Annotated in this window: 22 protein-coding genes; 15 read left to right on the top strand and 7 right to left on the bottom strand. The window is 60.8% G+C overall.

Annotation, left to right across the window (positions count from 1 at the left end; translation table 11 throughout):
- The first annotated feature begins 265 nt into the window (after positions 1-265).
- Complete coding sequence (locus M0D69_RS26835) at positions 266-724, top strand: universal stress protein (RefSeq protein WP_301784896.1); 459 nt, start codon at positions 266-268, stop codon at positions 722-724.
- Between the two features lie 96 nt (positions 725-820).
- Here the strand turns inward: M0D69_RS26835 and M0D69_RS26830 are convergent, their stop codons facing one another.
- Complete coding sequence (locus tag M0D69_RS26830; protein WP_301784895.1) at positions 821-1,294, bottom strand: universal stress protein; 474 nt, start codon at positions 1,292-1,294, stop codon at positions 821-823.
- A gap of 28 nt (positions 1,295-1,322) precedes the next feature.
- Positions 1,323-2,162: a universal stress protein gene (locus M0D69_RS26825; protein WP_301784894.1), complete on the bottom strand. Its 840-nt coding sequence runs from the start codon at positions 2,160-2,162 to the stop codon at positions 1,323-1,325.
- A gap of 321 nt (positions 2,163-2,483) precedes the next feature.
- On the opposite strand from M0D69_RS26825, the gene M0D69_RS26820 reads away from it, so the two are divergent.
- Complete coding sequence (locus M0D69_RS26820) at positions 2,484-3,521, top strand: zinc-dependent alcohol dehydrogenase family protein (RefSeq protein WP_301784893.1); 1,038 nt, start codon at positions 2,484-2,486, stop codon at positions 3,519-3,521.
- Positions 3,522-3,606: 85 nt separating this feature from the next.
- Complete coding sequence (locus M0D69_RS26815; RefSeq protein WP_301784892.1) at positions 3,607-3,843, top strand: UDP-glucose 4-epimerase; 237 nt, start codon at positions 3,607-3,609, stop codon at positions 3,841-3,843.
- Here the strand turns inward: M0D69_RS26815 and M0D69_RS26810 are convergent.
- On the bottom strand, positions 3,815-5,011 hold the full coding sequence (locus tag M0D69_RS26810) for a PAS domain-containing sensor histidine kinase (RefSeq protein ID WP_301784891.1): 1,197 nt from the start codon (positions 5,009-5,011) through the stop codon (positions 3,815-3,817). The genes M0D69_RS26815 and M0D69_RS26810 overlap by 29 nt on opposite strands.
- Positions 5,012-5,354: 343 nt before the next feature.
- Between M0D69_RS26810 and M0D69_RS26805 the strand changes: the two genes are divergently transcribed.
- Positions 5,355-5,936 carry an OmpW family protein gene (locus tag M0D69_RS26805; protein WP_301784926.1) on the top strand — a complete coding sequence of 194 codons (582 nt, stop codon included), beginning with the start codon at positions 5,355-5,357 and terminating at the stop codon, positions 5,934-5,936.
- A 168-nt stretch (positions 5,937-6,104) separates the two neighbouring features.
- Positions 6,105-6,797, top strand: coding sequence for a CBS domain-containing protein (locus M0D69_RS26800; RefSeq protein ID WP_301784890.1), 693 nt, complete (start codon positions 6,105-6,107; stop codon positions 6,795-6,797).
- A 417-nt stretch (positions 6,798-7,214) separates the two neighbouring features.
- Here the strand turns inward: M0D69_RS26800 and M0D69_RS26795 are convergent, their stop codons facing one another.
- Positions 7,215-8,132: an AraC family transcriptional regulator gene (locus M0D69_RS26795; RefSeq protein WP_301784889.1), complete on the bottom strand. Its 918-nt coding sequence runs from the start codon at positions 8,130-8,132 to the stop codon at positions 7,215-7,217.
- Between the two features lie 101 nt (positions 8,133-8,233).
- Here M0D69_RS26795 and M0D69_RS26790 point away from each other — a divergent pair, with 101 nt between their 5' ends.
- The 3 genes from M0D69_RS26790 (at position 8,234) to M0D69_RS43880 (ending at position 10,146) form a co-directional block, all read left to right on the top strand.
- A complete protein-coding gene (locus tag M0D69_RS26790) occupies positions 8,234-8,983 on the top strand; it encodes an SDR family oxidoreductase (protein ID WP_301784888.1) in 750 nt (249 codons plus the stop codon).
- A 77-nt stretch (positions 8,984-9,060) separates the two neighbouring features.
- The gene (locus tag M0D69_RS26785; protein ID WP_301784887.1) at positions 9,061-9,819 is read left to right on the top strand and encodes an SDR family oxidoreductase; all 759 of its coding nucleotides are present in this window, start codon (positions 9,061-9,063) and stop codon (positions 9,817-9,819) included.
- A gap of 96 nt (positions 9,820-9,915) precedes the next feature.
- Positions 9,916-10,146 carry a hypothetical protein gene (locus M0D69_RS43880; RefSeq protein WP_367619769.1) on the top strand — a complete coding sequence of 77 codons (231 nt, stop codon included), beginning with the start codon at positions 9,916-9,918 and terminating at the stop codon, positions 10,144-10,146.
- On the opposite strand, the gene M0D69_RS26780 is transcribed toward M0D69_RS43880, so the two are convergent.
- A complete protein-coding gene (locus M0D69_RS26780; RefSeq protein WP_301784886.1) occupies positions 10,126-11,151 on the bottom strand; it encodes a LacI family DNA-binding transcriptional regulator in 1,026 nt (341 codons plus the stop codon). The two genes, M0D69_RS43880 and M0D69_RS26780, sit on opposite strands and share 21 nt — an antisense overlap.
- Positions 11,152-11,418: 267 nt before the next feature.
- Between M0D69_RS26780 and M0D69_RS26775 the strand changes: the two genes are divergently transcribed.
- The 4 genes from M0D69_RS26775 to M0D69_RS26760 all read left to right on the top strand — a co-directional run bounded on the left by M0D69_RS26775 (position 11,419) and on the right by M0D69_RS26760 (position 15,210).
- Positions 11,419-12,477 carry a fatty acid desaturase gene (locus tag M0D69_RS26775; RefSeq protein ID WP_301784885.1) on the top strand — a complete coding sequence of 353 codons (1,059 nt, stop codon included), beginning with the start codon at positions 11,419-11,421 and terminating at the stop codon, positions 12,475-12,477.
- Positions 12,478-12,494: 17 nt separating this feature from the next.
- Positions 12,495-12,818: a non-heme iron oxygenase ferredoxin subunit gene (locus tag M0D69_RS26770; protein WP_301784884.1), complete on the top strand. Its 324-nt coding sequence runs from the start codon at positions 12,495-12,497 to the stop codon at positions 12,816-12,818.
- An 85-nt stretch (positions 12,819-12,903) separates the two neighbouring features.
- The gene (locus M0D69_RS26765; RefSeq protein WP_301784883.1) at positions 12,904-13,938 is read left to right on the top strand and encodes a sugar ABC transporter substrate-binding protein; all 1,035 of its coding nucleotides are present in this window, start codon (positions 12,904-12,906) and stop codon (positions 13,936-13,938) included.
- Positions 13,939-14,103: 165 nt separating this feature from the next.
- Positions 14,104-15,210: an S-(hydroxymethyl)glutathione dehydrogenase/class III alcohol dehydrogenase gene (locus M0D69_RS26760; RefSeq protein ID WP_301784882.1), complete on the top strand. Its 1,107-nt coding sequence runs from the start codon at positions 14,104-14,106 to the stop codon at positions 15,208-15,210.
- A 350-nt stretch (positions 15,211-15,560) separates the two neighbouring features.
- Here the strand turns inward: M0D69_RS26760 and M0D69_RS26755 are convergent, their stop codons facing one another.
- Positions 15,561-16,760, bottom strand: a complete 1,200-nt coding sequence (locus M0D69_RS26755) for a porin (RefSeq protein ID WP_367619768.1) — start codon at positions 16,758-16,760, stop codon at positions 15,561-15,563.
- Positions 16,761-16,889: 129 nt separating this feature from the next.
- On the opposite strand from M0D69_RS26755, the gene M0D69_RS26750 reads away from it, so the two are divergent.
- From M0D69_RS26750 to M0D69_RS26740, 3 genes are all read left to right on the top strand, one after another.
- Positions 16,890-17,153 carry a hypothetical protein gene (locus M0D69_RS26750; protein WP_301784881.1) on the top strand — a complete coding sequence of 88 codons (264 nt, stop codon included), beginning with the start codon at positions 16,890-16,892 and terminating at the stop codon, positions 17,151-17,153.
- A gap of 183 nt (positions 17,154-17,336) precedes the next feature.
- A complete protein-coding gene (locus tag M0D69_RS26745; protein WP_301784880.1) occupies positions 17,337-18,083 on the top strand; it encodes a FadR/GntR family transcriptional regulator in 747 nt (248 codons plus the stop codon).
- Positions 18,080-19,492 (top strand): FAD-binding oxidoreductase, encoded by a 1,413-nt coding sequence (locus M0D69_RS26740; RefSeq protein WP_301784879.1) that lies wholly within the window; start codon positions 18,080-18,082, stop codon positions 19,490-19,492. The genes M0D69_RS26745 and M0D69_RS26740 overlap by 4 nt, the downstream gene beginning before the upstream one ends.
- Here the strand turns inward: M0D69_RS26740 and M0D69_RS26735 are convergent.
- On the bottom strand, positions 19,467-20,531 hold the full coding sequence (locus M0D69_RS26735; RefSeq protein ID WP_301784878.1) for a 2-dehydropantoate 2-reductase: 1,065 nt from the start codon (positions 20,529-20,531) through the stop codon (positions 19,467-19,469). The two genes, M0D69_RS26740 and M0D69_RS26735, sit on opposite strands and share 26 nt — an antisense overlap.

Here is a 20,531-nt window from a genome sequence, read left to right as displayed (position 1 = left end):
GACGATTGCTACGCTGCGGTGCCGTGTTACGCCGTGCGGTGGGTGGCCCGGACATGGTGTCTCCGAGAAAGGAAAAAAACGCGCGAGGCCGAGATTGCGCTGAACAGCCCGTGCCGTTCTCGATCTGTTCCGTGCGGCGGGCAGACGTGAAGCTCCATGTCATGAGCCAGCCGACAGTGTGAATTGATGTGGATCAAGCGGCGAGCGGACCTGTGCGCGGACACTGAAGCTTACTAAAGCGTAGACGATATCCGGGGAGCAGATTTTGTACAAACGAATTCTCGTGGCTCTCGACGGCAGCCTCAGCGCGCGTCTTGCGCTCAAAGAGGCGCTCAAGCTGGCGCAGGCCGCCGATGCGATGTTGATGGTGGCGCGCGTTGTCTCGCACGACGTGTCTATTTGCGATTCCGCGCTTGGGGTTGTTGAAGCAGAAGCGGTCGATGTGACCGTACGCCGGCAACTCGATCACGCGCGCGACTTCTGCGCGCGAAACCGGATACGTGGCGTCACCCAGATAATCGATGCGCACGGTGCGAGCGTTCCCGGTGCGCTCATGCAAGCTGCTCAGGCATTCGGAGCGGATCTCATCGTGATGGGCGCGCATGGACCGCGTGCCGTGCGCCGGCATCTGCTGGGCAGCGTTGCGGAAACGGTTTTGCGATCGAGTCATGTTCCGGTCCTCACCGTTCGTGACGATCAACGTGACGTGGCACTGGCGTCCTAGCGCGGTTTGGGTAGGCCGTGCGGCTTCGCTCGGGCATCGAGATGGATCAGGATAGTCTTATCGCTCATAAGGATGCGCCGGCAACGTCCGGTATGCTCACCGCGCGAGGTCCCTCTTTTCCGCGGAATTCAGCGGAACCAGCAGCACCGGCAGGGTTGAAATCCGCAAGAAGCGCTCGGAGACGCTGCCCAGCACGAGCCGCCGCCATCCGCGCCGCCCGTGTGTGCCCATGACCACAAGATCGGCGCCGAACTCTTTCGCGGCGGCCGTGATCTGCTGCGAGATGTCGTCACCGACAAGTTCGACTTCGAGGACGCGTGTCGAGCCTTTGACACCCGCGCGCAGCATCTTCGCGGTAGCGTCGGCGAGCACGTGCTCGCCCTCCTTGACCAAGGCTTCGCGGATGACCGAAGGATCGCTGACCGGCCCCGAATACATCAGTTGCGGTGCGTCCACCACATAAATCGGCTTGAGTTCCGCGTCGTGTTCGCGGGCTAGTTCCAAAGCGGCGTCGAGGGCGTGCGCCGACGTTTCGCTGCCGTCGATCGGCACAAGAATGCGGGCGTACATGAAGAATCTCCTTGGCTTCAACGGATCATCAATGCGACATCAAAACCGGCACCGTCATGGACTCCAGCATGCCGCGCGTCGCACCGCCCATCACGAGTTCCTGCCAGCGCGAGTGGCCATACGCGCCCATGACCACGAGGTCGGCGCCCAGGTCTGACGCGCGCGAAAGCAGTACGTCGCCCAGCGGCAGGTTGCCGACACCGTCGAGTGCCGCCACTTCCGCCTTGACGCCGTGCCGCGCCAGCATGAGCGCGATGTCGGCTCCCGGAATGCGGCTGTCACGCAGCTCGTCTTTGTGTTCGTTGAGTCTGACAACGGTGACGTTTTCGGCCCGCTGCAGCAGCGGCAGGGCATCGTGGACAGCACGAGCCGACTCGCGGCTGCCGTTCCACGCAACCATGATATTCGCGCCGAGCGTGGGAAACACGCCTGTATAGGGAATGAAGAGCACAGGCCGGCCCGCGGACATGACGAGCGTTTCGGGGAAGTGATCGGCGATAAACGATTCCGGATCGTCCGGATCGTCCTGTCCGGCCACGACCAGATCCGCGTAGCGCGCATAGCGAGGGATCGCTTCGCTCGCGGAATCGTGGTGGTCGATCCATTGCCCCGTCACGCCCGCCCGCAACAATTCCGCGTGAAAGATCCGCTCGAGTGCGCCGTGGCGCTCCTGACGGGACTGGCGGTGCGCTTCATAGTAGTCGGCCGCGCCGGCCATGATGTAGAAGGAACGCGGGTCAGGGGTGAATGCCGAGAACACGCCGGTGAGGTGTGCGCCGAACTGCCTGGCGAGACGCATCGCATATTCGAGGCGGGGATGGGCGCGCGCGCTCATGTCGAGTTGAACGACAATGCTCTTGTAGCTCATCGCAAATACTCCGTTGGTGGGCTTGGGGGGCCGGTGAGTCTGTGACTGAGTAAGCAACCGGAGTTGGTCCAGAATCTGTCCAGATCCGCGGACGCTTACAAAAAGTCTATGACTTCGCGCTTTTTTTCCGTTGACGCAGATCAAGCAAGCGCATACCGGCGCATCTTGAACGGACCCGTTGCCATCCTCCGTTCTCCATTCTCACCAGGCCGGCCTCTCCGCCCATGTCCTTATCGGTTGATATAGGTCAACCGCGCCGCCGTCCGCGAGCCTAAAGTTTTGTCATGGAAGCCCCTTTCCCCCGACAAATGGAGATTGACGATGAAGGCACTCGTGTATCACGGACCCGGCAGAAAATCTCTCGACGAACGGCCGATGCCGAAGCTCATGTCGGCCACGGACGCAATCGTCAGAGTCACGCGCACGACGATTTGCGGTACCGATCTGCACATCCTGAAAGGTGACGTGTCAACCTGTGAGCCGGGCCGCATCCTGGGACACGAGGGCGTCGGCGTAATCGAGCAAGTGGGGGCAGCGGTTTCGACGTTCAAACCCGGCGACCACGTCCTTATTTCTTGCATCACGTCGTGTGGGAAATGTGATTACTGCCGCCGTGGCATGTACTCCCATTGCACGACAGGTGGCTGGATTCTCGGCAACCGGATCGACGGCACGCAAGCCGAATATGTGCGCATTCCGCACGCGGAAACGAGCCTGTATCCCATCCCCGCCGGTGCTGACGAAGAAGCACTCGTCATGCTGTCGGACATTCTTCCGACCGGTTTCGAGTGCGGTGTGCTCAACGGGAAAGTGCAGCCGGGCAGCACGGTCGCCATTGTCGGCTCAGGTCCTATTGGCCTTGCTGCATTGCTCACGGCGCAGTTCTATGCACCGGCGCAAATCATCATGATCGACCGCGATGCGAACCGGCTGGAAGTGGCGCGAACCTTCGGCGCGACGGCGTGCGTGAACAATTCGAGTGGCGATCCGGTCGCCGAGATCATGAACCTGACCGGCAACGTTGGCGTGGATTGCGCGATCGAAGCGGTTGGCGTGCCGGCCAGCTTCGAGTTATGCGAATCGATCATTGCGCCCGGGGGCACCATCGCCAATGTCGGCGTGCATGGCGTGAAAGTCGACCTGCATATGGAATGCCTGTGGGACCGCAACATCTCGATTACGACACGGCTGGTCGATACTGTCAGCACGCCCATGCTGCTCAAGACCGTGCGTTCAGGGCGCCTGGAAGCGGGCAAGCTCATTACCCACCGGTTCGGCCTGAACGACGTCATCAAGGCCTACGATACCTTCGCTCAGGCCGCCGATACGCATGCGCTGAAGGTGATCATCGAGGCGTAACGAAGCTGATGCGGTTCCGTCGTTGCGGGCGTCGATGCAGCCAAAAACGGGCGACCGTCCGGTCGCAGAGTAAGGGAGAAACGACATGGCCATCACGGGTCAAGTGACTGGGGACGACTGGATCGTTTCCTCCCAGACTTTCCCGGTCGACGGCGGCTTTGGCTGCGAAGTGTACGTTGGCCACGGTGGCGCGAGTGGTGAATTCAAGCATCGATTCCGGCACTCGGAAATCTTCACAACCGAGTGCGAGACGGTGCTCGATGGCCTGCGCGAGGGCATGGTATGGATCCAGCTCAAGCGCTCGGAAACGATTCATCTGTAGCCCGGCGTGCAAGAGAGGCGTCTTGGTTGCCGTCGTCTTTTGCTTTAACCACTTCGATGGGTAATCGGACGTCGATTCGAAATCCATCGCCAGGCGCGCTGTCAAAGGCGATCTTCCCGCGCAACTGACGCACTCGCTCCTGCATGCCGAGCAATCCGAAATTCTCGTTGCTTCGGTTACCGTCGAGCGTGGTCCCTTTTCCGTCATCCTCGACGTGCAGCCGGAATTCATTTTGCGCGAGCCGCATTTCGACGCGTACCTGGGTGGCTTCAGCGTGACGCGTTACGTTGGCCAGTGCTTCCTGCACCACTCGAAACATCGCGGTTGCGGCCGTTGCCGACAATGACAGTTGACCCGTTGTGTTTTGCACGGCGACGACCAGGCCGTAACGGTTACGGAATTCCGCAGCGAGCCACTCGAGCGCGGCCGCGAGGCCCAGATCGTCGAGCATGGGTGGACGCAGACCTCCGGCAATGCGCCGTGCCGAGGCGATGATCGAATCGATTTGCCTCTGCAACGCGATCGTCTGCGAGATGGCGTGACACGCGGTCTTGCCGTCGCCCGTCGCGGCCTGATCCAGCAAAGCGACGTCCATCTTGAGTGCGACCAGTTGCTGGCCTAGATCGTCGTGAAGCTCGCGCGCGATCCGGGTTCTTTCTTCCTCGCGTGCGCCTTGCACATGTGAGGACAACTCGCTCGCTTGCTGAAGCTCAATCAGCCGCAGGCGATCGGTCATATCGCGTGTCACTTTGGCGAAACCGTGAAGCGCGCCATCTGGTGCGCGGATTGCGGTGATCGTTACGTTCGCCCAAAGGCGCGAGCCGTCCTTGCGCATGCGCCAGCCTTCGTCTTCAATGCGACCTTCCGATGCGGCCAGCGCCAGTTCCGCGTGCGGCTTGCCGCTCGCAACATCTTCGGGTGTATAGAACACCGAAAAGTGCTGTCCGACGATTTCCCCGGCAACGTAGCCTTTGATGCTTTGCGCGCCGCGGTTCCAGCTCACGACACGCCCATCAGGATCCAGCATGAAGATGGCGTAGTCCTGTACCGAGTCGACCAGCAGCCTGAAATGGGTATCGCTCAACGTATGCGGGAAGGCCTTGCTTGCCAGTTCGTCGCTCGCTGGCGCGCTGTCCGGCTGAGGTGAAGACAATGGATCGCTTGGCACGTGGTTCTCCCGCTCGGATTGCTCGTATGGCTTGTTAAACCGCCGGCCCGCCGCCCGCTCGATGCATGGACTGGCTGAGAGCATGTTCGCCCGGGATCAATTGTATACGGCGCGGTACGCCGGGTGGCCAGCCGGGAATGGGCTTGACGCCGGTGTGGAAAGCGGACGGCGCCTCTCTCTGGAAATGCGCAATACCCCGCACCCTTGTTATGCCGGTTTTCTGATCCACGTCATGGCGCAACGCCGGCGGCATTCGGAAAATCCAGAAACGGAAAACGCATTCGCGACCGGAAAAAACAGGGGAAGATTGGTGAGAAAACATTCATTACTTGCAGCGGCTTTATTGAGCGCGGCGTTATCGGCGGTATGCCTGCCGGCCCAGGCCGATCAAGGCGACATCCTCGCGCGAGTCAGGGCAATCAGCATCGAGCCCGAAGTCTCCGCGGGCGGCACGCTTGGAAGCTTCGGGACGGGGGCCAAGAACACGATCGTCCCCGAACTCGATTTTGTTTATATGGTGCGCCCGAGCATTGGTATTGAGTTGATTCTCGCCACGTCGCGCCATCAGGTCAGCTCGAACAGCGGGGCGCTTGGCGGCGTGAACGTTTTGCCGCCCACGCTCTTGCTTCAGTACTATTTCAACGCTGCGGGGAAGGTCCGCCCTTATGTCGGCGCAGGCGTGAACTACACGCTGTTCTACAACAACGGGCTTCACGCCGGAGATACGCCTGTCTCGATCAAGAACTCAAGTTTCGGGCCAGCGCTGCAAGCGGGCGTAGACGTGCAGGTTGCGCACGATCTGTTTGTCAACTTCGACATCAAGAAAATCTGGATGCGCACCAGCGCGTCGGCGGACGGTGTCGCCCTGGGGTCGCTCAAGATCGACCCGCTGGTAGTCGGCGTTGGCGTGGGGATGCGTTTCTAGTCGTGGTTGCGTTGTTGTCGCGTTGTTGGCGGGGTGAACGGCGGCACGGTTGATCTGAGTCAAGTCCGGGGCGCGATCCTTCACTAGCATTCCTACTGTAGGCGAGTCCTGATGAGGGAGGTTCTTTCCTCTTTCAAGCGCTCGCTCGATCACATTGAGGAGAAGCACATGCGAGCAGTCGATATCATGACCAGAACTGTCATCACCGTGGGGCCCGGGACGACAGTGCGAGAGGCAGCCCGTCTACTGGCGGACAATCACATCAGCGGTGCGCCGGTAGTGGACGACGAGGGCCGGCTGCTCGGCATGCTCACCGAGGGCGACTTGCTCCATAGAACGGAGATCGGAACGCAAGCCCGGCGACGTTCGTGGTGGCTCGAATTATTTTCGTCGACTCAGGATCTTGCCGTGGCCTATATCAAGGAAAACGCGCGATTGGTGAGGGACGTCATGACGCCCGAGGTGATTACCGTGAAAGAGACAACACCGATGCGTGAAATAGCCGATCTTCTTGAGCGGCATCGAATCAAGCGTGTTCCGGTGCTCTACGACGGCGAGCTTCTTGGAATCGTTAGCAGGGCGAATCTGGTGAAGGCGTTGGCGAGTGCGCCAAAGGAATCGGGGGTGAAAGTGGTGGCCGCCGATCAATCCATCCGCGAGGCAGTCCTTCGAGAACTTAGCGGTCACCGCTGGGCCGTTCCCGCCGAGAACGTCATTGTGAATGAAGGCACGGTTCATTTATGGGGCGTCGTCACTTCGTCCGAGCAAGCGCGTGCCATGTGCATCGCTGCGGAAAAAGTGCAGGGCGTCAAGGGCGTGGAGGACCATACCGATGTTCCGGTGATGATTCCCGCGATGTAATCGTCGATAAATCCGGCCGCGTGAAGCGGCTGGTACCCGGCCCATAAAGCCGACTGCCGAAATAGCCGTGACGGCTCACACCTTCTTTATGAGTCGCCTTGAGGCACGGGCTCCTCGGCCTTAGCGGCCATTGGCCACCCGTGGGTTGCGCGGTCGCTCTACGAATTAAAGAGAACGGCGCGAAATTTGTTGTTACTCCCTAGCTGTTAGGCCGCAAAGTCGATGCGGCGTCCACTCACCGCGCGAACGGTTTCAGTCCTTCGACCCGTTGCAGCCGTTCCACTCGTCAAACTCGAAAGCGAAAAGCGAATACCCGTGCGCGACCGAGCTATCCGGCGATCGCGCAACACGCGCGTGTGGGACGTGGTTAAGCCAGGGAAGCGCGTCCAGATCTGAGAGCAGCCTGTTCGCGCCGTCTTACGCGCCGCTCGCGACCGCCTGCTCCTCGCGCGCGTACTGAGCCGGCGGCCGGCCGACGTGCCGCGTGAAGGCGACGCTGAACGTGCTTGCGGAACCGTAGCCGACACGCTCCGCGATCTCGGCGATCCGGCCTTCGTTGCGGCGCAGCAGGTTCTTCGCGAGCGCCATGCGCCAGGTAAGCAGATATTCCATCGGCGTGAGGCCGACCGCGCGGCTGAAGCGCTCAAAAAAGGTCGAGCGCGAGAGCGCGGCCTCCTTCGCGAGGTCGGCCACCGTCCACGCGTGCGTTGGGTGTTCGTGCATCCCGCGGATCGCGGCTGCGAGGCGGCAGTCGGCGAGCCCGCGCACCAGGCCCGGTGACGCGGTCGTTCCTGCCGTGGACCGCAGCGCTTCGATAAGCAGCACTTCCAGCAGTCGTGAGAGCACGACTTCGCGCGCGGGCCGCTGCTCGCGTGATTCCTCCCGCACGAGTTGCACGAGCGTGGCCAGTCGCTGTTCGCTGCGGACGTGCACGAGTTGTGGTAGCAGTGAGACCAGCAGGGACGCATCCGGCGAACCGAAGCTGCAGTGACCCACCATCATGCGCACGTCGATCGGGCTGTCTGGGGCGCCGATTCTGAATTCACCGTTGCCCAGCGCGACGGGCGCCGGCGTCTCGACGCCCGGCGGTGGTGGTTCGAGGCTGGATATCGCGACACTGTAGGCCGCGGGAATCAGGGCGAAGTCACCCGACAGGAGATCGATTGGCTCGTGTCCGTCGATCGCGATGCGGCACCCGCCCGCGAGGATCACGCAATAGAACGGTTGGCCGGCATCCGAGCGGCTGATGCGCCAGGGGCTCGCGCCGTGGACGAGTTTGGAGAACCGGGCACCCGGCTGCAGCAGCATCACCACTTCGGCCAACGGATCGATCATTGCCGGACTCCTGCTAATGAAATTTGGATTTTTTATTGTAGCAAGTACGGTCTCGGCGATCTATCGTAGGGGCACACGTCAGCCACCCTAAAGGATCCCCAATGAAAACCGTCCTCATCACCGGCTGCTCTTCCGGATTCGGCCTCGAGATCGCCCGCTGCTTCCTGGCCCGCGACTGGCAGGTCGTCGCCACGATGCGCACGCCGCACGCCGACGTGCTGCCGCCTTCAGACCGCCTGCGCGTGCTGGGGCTCGACGTCACGAATCCGGAGAGCATTCGCGAGGCTGTCGAGGGCGCAGGCCCGATCGACGTCCTCGTCAACAACGCGGGCTTCGGCGCCGCTTCCCCGGCCGAACTCGTCCCGATCGCGACGGTGCGCGAGATTTTCGAGACCAACACCATCGGCACGATCGCATTGACGCAAGCGGTGCTGCCCCAGTTTCGGCAGCGCAAGGCCGGCGTCGTCGTGAACGTTACGTCGAGCGTGACGCTGAAGGCACTGCCCCTGATCGCCGCGTACCGTGCAAGCAAGGCGGCGGTGAACGCATTCACCGAGTCGATGGCGCTGGAGCTCGAGCAGTTCGGCGTGCGGGCACGCCTGGTGCTGCCGGGCCGTGCGCCCGATACCCGCTTCGGAGAGAACGCGCGCACCCACATGCACGGCCTCGACCACGAGGCCTATGCCGAGCTAGTCAAGGACGTCTTCGCACGGCTGGGGGATACGTCTTCCCCGATCACCCGGGCACAGGACGTCGCCGAAGCCGTGTGGCGCGCGGCGACCGACCCGTCATCACCGATGCGCATCCCGGCCGGCGCCGACGCCGAAGCGTGGGCGGCCGAGGTTCGCTGACTGACCGTCGCCACCGCCCTGTTCTGAAAAACGGAAATGGTTTCTGCGCGCTACAGCGCAACGCGAAGGAGATTGCTATGCAGGACAAACCCGTCGCCCTGGTCACCGGGGCTAATCAAGGAATCGGTCTTCAGATCGCAAAGAATCTCGTGGCACACGGCTTCACTGTGCTGGTCGGGTCGCGCAATCTCGAGCGCGGCGAGGCGGCGGCCAAGGAGATTGGGCCGGACGCACGCGCGCTCCAACTCGACGTGACGGATCAGGTTTCGATCGCTGCTGCGGCGGAGCGCGTCCGCAGGGAGCTTGGTCGCCTCGACGTGCTCGTCAACAACGCGGCGATCTCGAATACGAATAAGCAGCCCGGCCAATCCGTCGAGGAGTACGCAAAGACGACCCGCCCGAGCAACGTGTCCCTCGACGAAATGCGCGCGGTCTGGGACACCAACGTGTTTGGCGTCCTCGCCGTTTACCAGGCGATGCTGCCGCTCCTGCGCCAGGCGCCGGCAGCCCGCATCGTCAACGTGTCGAGCGGGGTTGGGTCTCTGACGACGAACTCGGACCCGGCCTTCGCATACCGCGCGATCTTCGGCCCTGTCTACCCAGCGTCCAAGACGGCTCTCAACGCTTTGACGGTCGCCATGGCGATCGAGCTGCAGTCGGAGGGGATCAAGGTCAACGCCGTCTCCCCGGGCTTTACCAAGACGAACCTCAACGGATATGCAGGCACGGAGACTGTCGAGGAAGGCGCTCGCGAGGCGGTGCGCGTCGCGCTGCTGGGCCCGGACAGCCCGACAGGGACGTTCACGCGCTGGGAAAACAAAACGATCCAGTGGTGATGAAGTCGGCCGTTCGCCTAAACCATCGGTCACTGCGGATTTCAGAAAGAGGTGAGTTCGAGAAATTTTTCAAGCCGGTAGCAGAGCAACACTTCGATGCCGATAGCCGATACCCGCGGCGGTTTCGCCCTCGCTGCGTGGTGCGGCGCCAGGACTTGCGAGCGTTGGGCTAAGGAGACGCTGAACGTAACGATCCGATGTCTTCCGTTCGATCAATCAATCGCTCGACGCTGGCTCGGGATGTGTTATCTGCGGAAAGCCTGGAAGCATCGTTGCTCTTTTCGCGAGGAATTATTGAGTTTCAAGTCAATACAACGAGTAGCGTGAATACGTCTCTATCGGGATGATCGCTTGCGTGGGAACGTTCCCGCCTTCGCGTGCAGACCGCAAGTGTTCGACAGCGGTACGCAACAGAAGCCGAAGGTCCTGTGTCAGCAAATAGTCGATCGCGTCGGAACGCAACAGCGGTTCTGTTACCCGGTTGACTTCATGGGTCACGTAGATTGTCCGGCCCGTAAGATCGCGTTCGCGCAGCGCCGCCGCCAATCCTTCGTTTCCTCCCGCAACGTTGTAAATGCCATCGAGCTTCTTGTGCTCGTCCAGAAAGCGTCTGGTCGCTTCGTAGGTCGCGGTCCCGGAATCAGCGCCCTTGATCACTTCAATCAGATTCACGTTCGGGAATCGCTGCCTTAGCAGTGAACGGAACCCGATCTCGCGATCCTCGTGGCATGTGTACGAAAACGTTGCGACGACCACCGCCACATCCGGGGATGTGTGCGCCTGCAGATGCCGCCCCATGAGAAATGCAGCTGACTGTCCGGCTGCCCGGTTGTTGACCCCGACATACGTATGCCGCGCATCGGCATCGACGTCAGTGATCAGCGTGACGACCGGCTTGCCCGCGGCCATGCATTCGCGCAGTGCTGTGGTTGTCGCTGCGGTGTTCGTGCAGATGATGCCGATGCCGTCGGCTTCGGTGGTCGTCTCGCGCACTCTGGCAGCTACCTCGTCATCGGATGCTCCAACGCACCTCACGATGTCCAGACGCGCCCCGGACGCGACAAATTCAGGTTCGAGTTCAGCTGCAGTGCGTGTCAGCTCGTCGGTGAATGCGTCTCCTGCCTGAGCCAACAACCTGAAATCGTAGGTACTCTGCCTCGCACGAGTTGACGACCGTGCCGGCGAGCCGGAGCTCAATTGCCTCAACGCTGCTTCAACAGCGCTTCGCGTGCGTGGATGCACACCGGGCCGGTCATTCAGCGCGCGATCGATGGTCGCGCGGCTGAGCTGCGTGACCTCCATCAGTTGCTTGAGCGTCGGCTTGCCTTTCATCGTATGTCCTCAGACTGTCGTGCGGGCCGAGGCGCCCGCGCAGCCCTCATTTTGCCTCAATTTGAGGCTATTGCGGTCTTTCTTAAGTAAGCCCGACGATTTGAAACCCGAGCCCGCATCCAAGTCTCGTGGAATACCCCTGGTGACTCAAAATGAGTCATTTTAATCTTTGACGAGTACTCATTAAGAGTCTTAAATGCACTCAACGATGAGCAATGCTTCACCCGGTTCATCGCTCGGTCAAACATCAAACACTGGGTGCAACTCATGTCCGTACAGCAAGACAACACGAAAGTGATCACCATGGACGACTGGTATAAATGCCGGCTCGACAGAAAGGTGCTCAAAGAGGTCACGCGGCGCAACGACCGGGACGCTCTCCTGCACTTCGCCGGCTTCATGGGATTGGTAGTGGGAAGCGGCGTGCTCGCCTGGCTGTCGCTCGGCACGCTCTGGTGCGTGCCGGCGTTCCTCCTTTACGGGACGCTCTATGCTTTCGCCGAGGCGATCGAACACGAATTGCGCCACCGTACGCCGTTCAAGAGTGAATGGCTGAACGAGTCGGTGCACTGGCTGATCTGCTTCATGACATGGCGCGAGCAGATCTACAGCCGATGGTCCCACGCGCAACATCACACGTACACGCATCTGACGGCCACCGTGCCATCCGATGTTGAAATCGCTGTCAAGCGTCCGCCGAACTACCTCAAGCTTGCCACCGATTTCTTGCGTGTTTCTCACGGCATCCATCACCTGGGCAACGTCGTCCTGCACAGCTTCGGCACCGTTTCCAAAAGCGCGAAAGCCGTGGTCCCGGTCACCGAATATCGGGCGATGTGCACGAATTCGCGCGTGATCCTGACGCTATACGCGGGCGTGGCGGCGTGGGCAATCGTCGCGCACAGCTGGTTGCCAGTCGTGTTTCTCCTGCTGCCACGATCCTACGGCGCATGGCTGCACGAATTGCTGGCGATCACCCAGCACACCGGGCTGCGTGAGAACGAGCTCGATCACCGCTACTCCACGCGAACCATCAAGCTGAACCGATTCCTGCAGTTCCTTTACTGGAACATGAACTATCACGTCGAGCACCACATGTATCCGAACGTGCCGTTTCACGCGCTGCCGCAACTGCGCAAGGCGATCGAAGCGGATCTGGCGCCTGCCTACGACGGCCTGTTGAGCACATGGAGCGAAATCCTGCACGTCTTCAGGATGCAGCGGCGTGATCCCGACTACATGGTGACGCCCCGCGTGCCCGGAAAATCAGCCGCCGTCGACGCAGAGCGAACCGACGATACGCCGTTCGTGGCTCAAGCACGCTAACCGTAAAGAGACACGCAATGAACATCCTCCAGTGGCATCACGTCTGCGCGTGCGATGACATCGACGAAGAAGATGTGATCGAGTTCCAGCACGACGGCAAGCTTTATGCGGTCTATCACACGCCGAGCGGCTTTTACGCATCGGCCGGTCTTTGCACGCATGAAACTGCGCGTCTTACGGAGGGCTTCGTGTTTGGCGAGGTCATCGAATGTCCGATGCATATGGGACGCTTTCACATTCCTACCGGCGCAGCGAAGGGGGCGCCTGTGTGCATCAATCTCGTTACGCACCCGGTAAAAACCGAAGACGGTAAAGTCTTCATCGGCTTGCCAGTAGATTGAACGCGGCGCCCGAAACCGAGGCAAAGCGACCACGCCCGATAGCCCCACATCGGCAAACAGACCATAAATAAACAAGGAGACAACCATGAAATCCACTATCCGGAAGGCGCTTGGCGTTGCCGCTGCAATTCTGAGTCTGGGACTCGGTACCGGCGCTTACGCAGAACCTGTGGCACATTTTGATTTCATCACCCACGCGCCGGACTCGGATGCATGGTGGAACACGGTCAAGAACGGCATCAAGCAGGCCGACGAGGATTTCAATGTCACGACCGACTACCGCAATCCGCCCAACGGCGATATTGCCGACATGGTCCGGCTGGTCGATCAGGCGGCAGCGCGCAACTATGACGGTGTTGTCACAACCATCGCGGACTTCGACCTGCTCAAGGGCTCGGTCTCACGGCTGAAAGCGAAGAACATCCCGTTTATCACCGCCAATACTGGTACGGAAAAGCAAAGCGCGGAGCTCGGCGCATTGCTGCACGTGGGGCAGCCCGAGTACCTGGCCGGCAAGGAAGCCGGACTGCGCGCCAAGGCCGACGGCATCAAGACATTTGTCTGCGTGAACCACTACGCGACCAATCCGCTGTCGTTTGAGCGTTGCCGCGGATTCGCCGAGGCAATCGGCGCGGATATGAAAGCATCCGTGCTCGATGCAGGCACGGATCCTACGGACATCGAAGCGAAGGTCAGCGCCTTTCTGCGTACTCACCCGAACACTCAGGCCGTCTTGACGCTCGGGCCGACTTCCGCCGATCCCACCATTCGCTCGGTCACCAAGATGGGACTCGCCGGTAAGATCTGGTTCGCGACCTTTGATATCGATGCCGACGTTGCCAAGGCGATCAAGGACGGCACCATCAAGTTTTGCACTGATCAGCAGCCCTATTTGCAAGGCTATATCCCCGTCGCCATGCTGGCGATCATGCACAAGAATCACAATGCAGACGTCATACAGGCCCGCTCCGAGCTGGAGAAGGATCCGAAGTTCGCCAAGCGTCTGCAGGACTATGGGCTGAAACCGGTCTACGAGGCGCGCAACATCAGCTCCGGACCGGGCTTCATCACGCCGCAGAACATCGGGCAGGTATCGGCGCTCGCAGGCCAGTACCGGTAGTCTCGAAGGGGAGCTTGCAGGGCCGGGGCTGGTCGCAGATCGCGATATGAAGCTGCGGTCGCTGCTGGTCGCCGAGGCGCAATGAGTCAACGATGTGGAGCCTAACGTGCAACCGGCAGCCGGCACGGCATCGGAATAACAAACGCGTTAGCGGGAACGAGCACGATGAAAACAAAGGCAGCAATCGCGTGGAAAGCCGGGGCGCCGTTGACGATCGAGGAAGTGGATCTCGAAGGGCCGCGCGCCGGCGAAGTGCTGATCGAAGTGAAGGCGACCGGCATTTGCCACACCGACTACTACACGCTGTCGGGCGCGGACCCGGAAGGCATTTTCCCGGCGATTCTCGGGCATGAAGGCGCGGGTATTGTTGTGGATGTCGGTCCGGGCGTAGGCACGTTAAGGAAGGGCGATCACGTCATTCCGCTCTACACGCCCGAGTGCCGGCAGTGCAAGTTCTGCCTGTCGCGCAAGACCAACCTGTGCCAGGCGATCCGTTCGACGCAAGGCCGCGGCCTGATGCCCGATGCGACGTCGCGGTTTTCCATCGATGGCAAACCGCTGTTCCATTACATGGGGACATCGACGTTTTCCAATTACATCGTGGTGCCGGAGATCGCGGTGGCGAAGGTGCGTGAAGATGCACCCTTCGACAAGATTTGCTACATCGGCTGCGGCGTGACAACGGGCGTGGGCGCGGTCGTGTATTCGGCGAAGGTCGAGGCGGGCGCGAACGTGGTCGTGTTCGGGCTGGGCGGCATCGGCTTGAACGTGATCCAGGGCGCGAAGATGGTCGGAGCGGACAAGATCATCGGCGTCGATCTGAATCCGCGCCGCGTGGAGCTCGCGGAGAAGTTCGGCATGACGCACTTCATCAACCCGAACGAAGTGCCGAATGTCGTCGATCACATCGTGCAACTCACCGATGGCGGCGCGGACTATTCGTTCGAATGTATCGGCAATACGAAAGTGATGCGTCAGGCGCTGGAATGCACGCATAAGGGCTGGGGCCAGTCGTTCATTATCGGCGTGGCGGCAGCGGGCGAAGAGATCAGCACACGGCCGTTCCAGTTGGTCACGGGCCGTGAATGGAAGGGCTCGGCGTTCGGCGGCGCGCGCGGCCGTACCGATGTGCCGAAGATCGTGGACTGGTACATGGAAGGCAAGATCAATATCGACGACCTGATCACGCACACGCTGCCGCTCGAGCGCATCAACGAAGGTTTCGATTTGATGAAGAAGGGTGAGTCGATCCGCTCGGTAGTGTTGTACTGAGGCCGTACTGAAAAGCCCGCGCCGCTCGAACTTATCGAATCGCGCGAGTCGTTCGGCGGCACGCAGCGCATTCATCTTGCGCCAAAGATTACCAATTTGCTGGCGTCTCCACCCGTCAGAAATTTTTCCCACGAAGGCGTGAGTGGGCGATATGGGCCGAGCGCTCATATCGTTTTTCTTTGGGTATTTGTCCTGCAGCAGAAGAATTTCCCGCAAGGGGCGAGCGAAACGCATGGCCCAAAAAAACCGGCCTTCCCTTGCCCGGTAAGAACCGTGCGGGGAAGGCCGGAATCGCCTTAACGCTTCAAGAAATGCCGCCGGATGTACCGGCCGAAGCGTCAGGCCATTGCTTAGAACCTGTGGGTCATGCCGATGATGGCCGCCAACTGATGATTATTGGACGAGAAGGACGAGCCGCTAAAGTCCGCAACAGCCGATTTGCCCGTCGAATCAACACCCGAAGCGGTCTCGAAGAAGCCGATCGCGTAGAACGACGTACGCTTGGACAACGAATAGATGGTGCCAAGGTTGAACTGGTTGTACTTGGCGCTGCCAACGCCGTCGGCGCCGCTGTTATGCGTATAGATGTAGGCGCCGGCAAGCGTCAGGGCAGGGGTCAGCGCGTACTTCACGTTCAGTTCGCCCGAATTGAACGTAGCGGTTCCGCCGTTGTACTTGGTGCCAAAGCTGCCCACCGCGCTGACCGAACCGAGGTTCTGGAACTGCGTGTTGGAGTACAGCACAGCAATCGTCGCCGCTCCCAGCACGTACGAACCGCCAGCCGTGATGATCTGCTGCGATCCCGCCGATGCATAGCCACCGTAAATGCGGCTTGGCATGTTGTTGTTCGCACCCGTGGCCGACGACGACGGCGTCGACGAGTTGCCCTGATTGCCGAACGTCGCGTAATACGGGTCCTTGGTGAACATGTAGCTCGCGCCGAGCTTGATCGGGCCGTTTGCGTACGACACGCCTGCGTCGGTGACTTCGTTCCGCGAGAACTGGCCGGCCTGGCCGCCCAGGCTGTACAGGAAGCCGACCGTCAGACCACGGTAGTTGGGGCTCGTGTACTTGAGGGCGTTCTGAACGCGGTTCGACGTATCCACGTTATCGACGTCGCCTGCACGCGTACCGTAACCGAGGCCGGATGCAGCCCAGTCGGCGCCGGATGCGAACGAGGCGGTGGCGTCGTTGCTCGCCGAATACTGGCGGCCCAACGTGACCGTACCGTAGGTATCGCTCTTCAAGCCGACAAAGGCCTTCCGTCCAAACTCCAGCCCACCCTGGCTCAAGGTGCCGGTGCCGAGGGTATAACCGTTTTCCAGGGTGAAGATCGCCTTGAGGCCGCCGCCTAGGTCTTCAGCGCCTTGCAAGCCCCAACGCGACGAGTTGGCGCTGGAGAACGAGTACAGCTTTGCACCCTTGACGTTGTTGTTGAAGAGCAGCCCGCCGTCGGCAATGCCGTACAAGGTCACGCTGCTTTGTGCGTGTGCGGCGCCCGCAAATGCGGCCATCGTCAGGATGGCAGCCGTGGTCTTTTGAATTTTCATCTGTTCTTTTCAGTTCTAGAAGAGGATTGATCCTCGTTAATGATGTCGGAAGGTCCAGAAGCGTTTTGATGGCATGCCTATTCCATTGCTTTAAACAGCAATATTCCAAAAAATTACCTGGCGGAAATCTTGGTTGAAATAATTGGCAACCCAAATCTTCTGGTTCGCAGGCCGTCCGACCACAAGCAGGAAAATTGCCCGGCAGCCCCTATTTTTAAGGCTGTCGAAGGCTGCTGGGCGTCCGGCTGCACGAACCTTAAAGCGGCTCAGTTTCATTTATATGAAAAGGAATTTACATACGTTTGCGCGCTGGAGATTGGTCCGGACTCGTATTATTTGGACAACAATTTATTGAAACGCTGGAAAATTCTGGAAAATTCAGAACCAATTTGAAGAGCATTCAGCCGTAAAGACGTTCATCGTTCGCTTGGGGTGCTTGCGCCAGCTTTGCGGGACCCGTCCGCTCACGAACCTGGTCGGAGCGTAGGAGCATTCCCCATTCACTTGTCAAAAGTTTTCATATAACATGCAAACCGGATAACCTGAAAACGGACGGCGGAAACGCCTGCACCCCTCGTGACGAAAGCGCTAACCCTGACCCAGCAGGTCGCCGAGCAAATGACCGGCGACATCCGCGACGGGGTCTACCCGGTCGGTACCAAACTTCCGTCCGGCAAGGATCTCGCCACCCGCTTTGGCGTAAGCCAGTCGGTTATCCGCGAAGTGACGGAGCGTTTGCGCTCAAACGGCCTGATCGACAGCCGGCAGGGCGCGGGCTGCACCGTAAAGGCGCGCACGGAAGCGGGAGGTTTCCGCGTCTCCCACGCGGTCGGGGCGGACCGGGCGGATCTTGCCGACGTGTATGAACTTCGGCTCGATCTGGAGGGCGCGGCAGCGGCGCTGGCAGCAGAGCGCCGGACCGACGCCGACATCGACGCGCTGGCGGCCATTCTCAGATCGCTCTCCGATAATCTCTACACCCCGGATCAGGCGGTGGAGCTGGACATCGCTTTTCATGTGGCGATCGCTGAAGCCACCCACAACCGCTACTACGTCGACCTGCTCCAGTACCTCAACCTCCAGATCCGCCAGGCCGTGCAGACGGCCCGCACGCATTCGCTCGCAAGTCAGCGCCTGCCGGACGAAGTGCAGCGCGAACACGTCCGCGTATTCGAAGCAATCCGCGCCGGCGATTCGCGGGCGGCCCGCATCGCCGCGACCTCGCACCTGCGGCGCGCCGCTGCCCGTCTCAACCTGAAGATTCCCGGCCGCGACGCGCTCACCGGCGCCGCCACCCTAAACTCATCGACCGCCAATAAATGACCGACTCCACTTTCTCCCAACGTCTGATCGACCAGCTCGGCCCCGACACCGTTGTCACGGCACCGGACGCAATCGCTCCGTGGCTGTCGGACTGGCGCGGTCTATATACAGGCCACGCGCAGGCGGTCGTGCGCCCCTCAAGTACAGCCGACGTTGCAACGTGCCTCGCGCTGTGCTCGGAAGCCCGCGTGCCGGTCGTGCCGCGCGGCGGCAACACGGGCCTGTGCGGCGGCGCGACACCCGACGCCAGCCCCGCGAACGTGATCCTGAGCCTGGACCGCATGCACGCGATTCGCAGCATCGATACGATCGGCAATACGCTGGTCGCCGAAGCCGGCTGCATTCTCGGCAACCTACGGCGCGCCGCCGCCGATGAACATCGCCTGCTGCCGCTCAGTCTCGCCGCCGAAGATTCGTGTCAGCTGGGCGGGAATCTGTCGACGAATGCGGGCGGCGTCAATGTCGTGCGCTACGGCATGACGCGGGAACTGGTGCTGGGTCTTGAAGCCGTGCTGCCGAACGGCGAAATCTTTCACGGCTTGCGCACCCTGCGCAAGGACAACACGGGTTACGACCTGAAGCAATTGCTGATCGGCGCGGAGGGGACGCTGGGCATCATCACCGCTGCGGCGCTGCGGCTCTATCCGCGCAACGACGTGCGCGTGGTCGTGCTGGCGGCCGTGAACTCGTCGCAGCAGGCGCTCGATCTGTTCGAACTCCTGTTCGAACGCGGCGGCCCGCGCATGCAGGCGTTCGAGTTCTTCACAGCCGAATGCCTGGACATGGTGCTCGAACAGGTCGAGGGCATGCGCGCTCCGTTCGCGGAACGTCATCCCGGCTACGTGCTGATCGAACTCGCCGATACTGTCGATGAAGCGGCTTTGCGCGAACTCGTGGAGACGGTCATTGGCGAGGCACTGGAACGGGAGCTGTGCGTGGATGCTGCGGTATCCGAATCAATTGCGCAGGTGAACAGCATGTGGCGGCTTCGCGAGGAAATCTCCGAAGCGCAGCGCGCGGACGGTCCGCACGTGAAACATGACGTCTCGCTGCCGATTGCATCGATTCCGGCGTTCCTTGCGTCTGCGGGAGAGCGTATCGGCAAGCATCACGCGGGCGTGCGCCTGATCGTGTTCGGTCATTTCGGCGATGGCAATCTTCACTACAATCTCTCGCGTCCGACCGGCGCACCGCGCGATTTCTTCACGCAACACGGCGAGGGATTGACCGCCGAAGTGCTGGACGAAGTGGCACGTTACGGCGGCAGCATCAGCGCCGAACATGGCATTGGACAACTTAAGCGCGAGTATTTCAGCCGCTATAAAGACCCGCTGGAAATTCGCCTCATGCGCGAGGTTCGAAAGGTTTTCGATCCCCACGGCATCATGAATCCGGGCAAGATTTTCTGATGAAATACGGGCGCGTGGCTGAGGCGTCGATGCTTAGCGCGTCGACGCGCTGGTTGGCGCTTAAATTCGTATTCAACTGGCTCGCGAGTCCATACAACACGCTAAGAAACGGCACCGGCACTCCGGCTTTTGCTGCGAGTTCATGAGGCGCGCCAAGGATCGCTTCGATCTCCATCGGACGGCCTGCTTCCACGTCCTGAAGCATCGATGTCTTGAACGCACCGAGCTTGCGCGTTTGTGCGTTGCGCGCCTGGGCGGTCATGTTCAGTTTAATCCCGATCTGCTCTCCGATCAGCCGCGCCTCCTCCATGATCGAAACGACCAGTTGCTCCGTCAACGGGTCATCGAGAATCACATCGCCAGTTGAACGCGTGATCGCGCTGATGGGGTTCATGGTCATGTTGCCCCACAGCTTGGCCCAGATATCGCTGCGAATCTGGTTCGATACCGTCACGTCGAACTGGGCGAGCCGTAACAGTTCGATTGCGTGGGCCGCCTGATCGACGACTCCGGCAGAGCCCGGCCCGACAATGAGTTGATTGCCATACCCCTTTCTAATGACGCCCGGTCCGGCGATCGACGAGGAAATATGCACGGAGCAGCCCGAGACCTGCGATGGCGGTAGTGCAGACGACACGATGCCCCCCGGATCGACCGATTCGAGCCGTTGCCCCGCAAGACGCCCACCGAACCCGTTGAGGAACCACCACGGCACGCCATTCATGGCAGAGACAATGTGCGTGTTGCCGTCAACCAGCGGCGCCAGCGATCTCGCCGCCTGTATCAGCGCCGGTCCCTTCAGGCAGACAAACAGCAGGTCTTGAACACCGAGCGTGGCGGGTTGATCGGTCGCGTTGACGTTGACGACATAACGCTCGTCTCCTTCGATGACGCTCAGGCCATTGCGTTGTATCGCGTCAAGATGCGGGCCGCGCGCCAAGAGGTTCACGGCAATGCCCACACGCGCGAGACGGGCAGCAACGATCCCGCCGATTGCGCCCCCGCCGACCACGGTGATTTTGACGGCTTGCTGATTCAA

It is taken from the genome of Caballeronia sp. SEWSISQ10-4 2, assembly GCF_030464885.1.
Taxonomy (GTDB): domain Bacteria; phylum Pseudomonadota; class Gammaproteobacteria; order Burkholderiales; family Burkholderiaceae; genus Caballeronia.
The sequence above is the reverse complement of the archived record's forward strand: the minus strand, read 5'-3'. Positions and strand labels throughout refer to the sequence as shown.

What these genes read in the sequence shown, in the direction of transcription:
- M0D69_RS26830 (WP_301784895.1), bottom strand. Translation starts at nt 1,294, where the DNA reads ATGTACGCCCGCATTCTTGTGCCGATCGACGGCAGCGAAACGTCGGCG.
- M0D69_RS26825 (WP_301784894.1), bottom strand. Translation starts at nt 2,162, where the DNA reads ATGAGCTACAAGAGCATTGTCGTTCAACTCGACATGAGCGCGCGCGCC.
- M0D69_RS26820 (WP_301784893.1), top strand. Translation starts at nt 2,484, where the DNA reads ATGAAGGCACTCGTGTATCACGGACCCGGCAGAAAATCTCTCGACGAA.
- M0D69_RS26815 (WP_301784892.1), top strand. Translation starts at nt 3,607, where the DNA reads ATGGCCATCACGGGTCAAGTGACTGGGGACGACTGGATCGTTTCCTCC.
- M0D69_RS26800 (WP_301784890.1), top strand. Translation starts at nt 6,105, where the DNA reads ATGCGAGCAGTCGATATCATGACCAGAACTGTCATCACCGTGGGGCCC.
- M0D69_RS26795 (WP_301784889.1), bottom strand. Translation starts at nt 8,132, where the DNA reads ATGATCGATCCGTTGGCCGAAGTGGTGATGCTGCTGCAGCCGGGTGCC.
- M0D69_RS26790 (WP_301784888.1), top strand. Translation starts at nt 8,234, where the DNA reads ATGAAAACCGTCCTCATCACCGGCTGCTCTTCCGGATTCGGCCTCGAG.
- M0D69_RS26785 (WP_301784887.1), top strand. Translation starts at nt 9,061, where the DNA reads ATGCAGGACAAACCCGTCGCCCTGGTCACCGGGGCTAATCAAGGAATC.
- M0D69_RS43880 (WP_367619769.1), top strand. Translation starts at nt 9,916, where the DNA reads ATGCCGATAGCCGATACCCGCGGCGGTTTCGCCCTCGCTGCGTGGTGC.
- M0D69_RS26780 (WP_301784886.1), bottom strand. Translation starts at nt 11,151, where the DNA reads ATGAAAGGCAAGCCGACGCTCAAGCAACTGATGGAGGTCACGCAGCTC.
- M0D69_RS26775 (WP_301784885.1), top strand. Translation starts at nt 11,419, where the DNA reads ATGTCCGTACAGCAAGACAACACGAAAGTGATCACCATGGACGACTGG.
- M0D69_RS26770 (WP_301784884.1), top strand. Translation starts at nt 12,495, where the DNA reads ATGAACATCCTCCAGTGGCATCACGTCTGCGCGTGCGATGACATCGAC.
- M0D69_RS26765 (WP_301784883.1), top strand. Translation starts at nt 12,904, where the DNA reads ATGAAATCCACTATCCGGAAGGCGCTTGGCGTTGCCGCTGCAATTCTG.
- M0D69_RS26760 (WP_301784882.1), top strand. Translation starts at nt 14,104, where the DNA reads ATGAAAACAAAGGCAGCAATCGCGTGGAAAGCCGGGGCGCCGTTGACG.
- M0D69_RS26755 (WP_367619768.1), bottom strand. Translation starts at nt 16,760, where the DNA reads ATGAAAATTCAAAAGACCACGGCTGCCATCCTGACGATGGCCGCATTT.
- M0D69_RS26740 (WP_301784879.1), top strand. Translation starts at nt 18,080, where the DNA reads ATGACCGACTCCACTTTCTCCCAACGTCTGATCGACCAGCTCGGCCCC.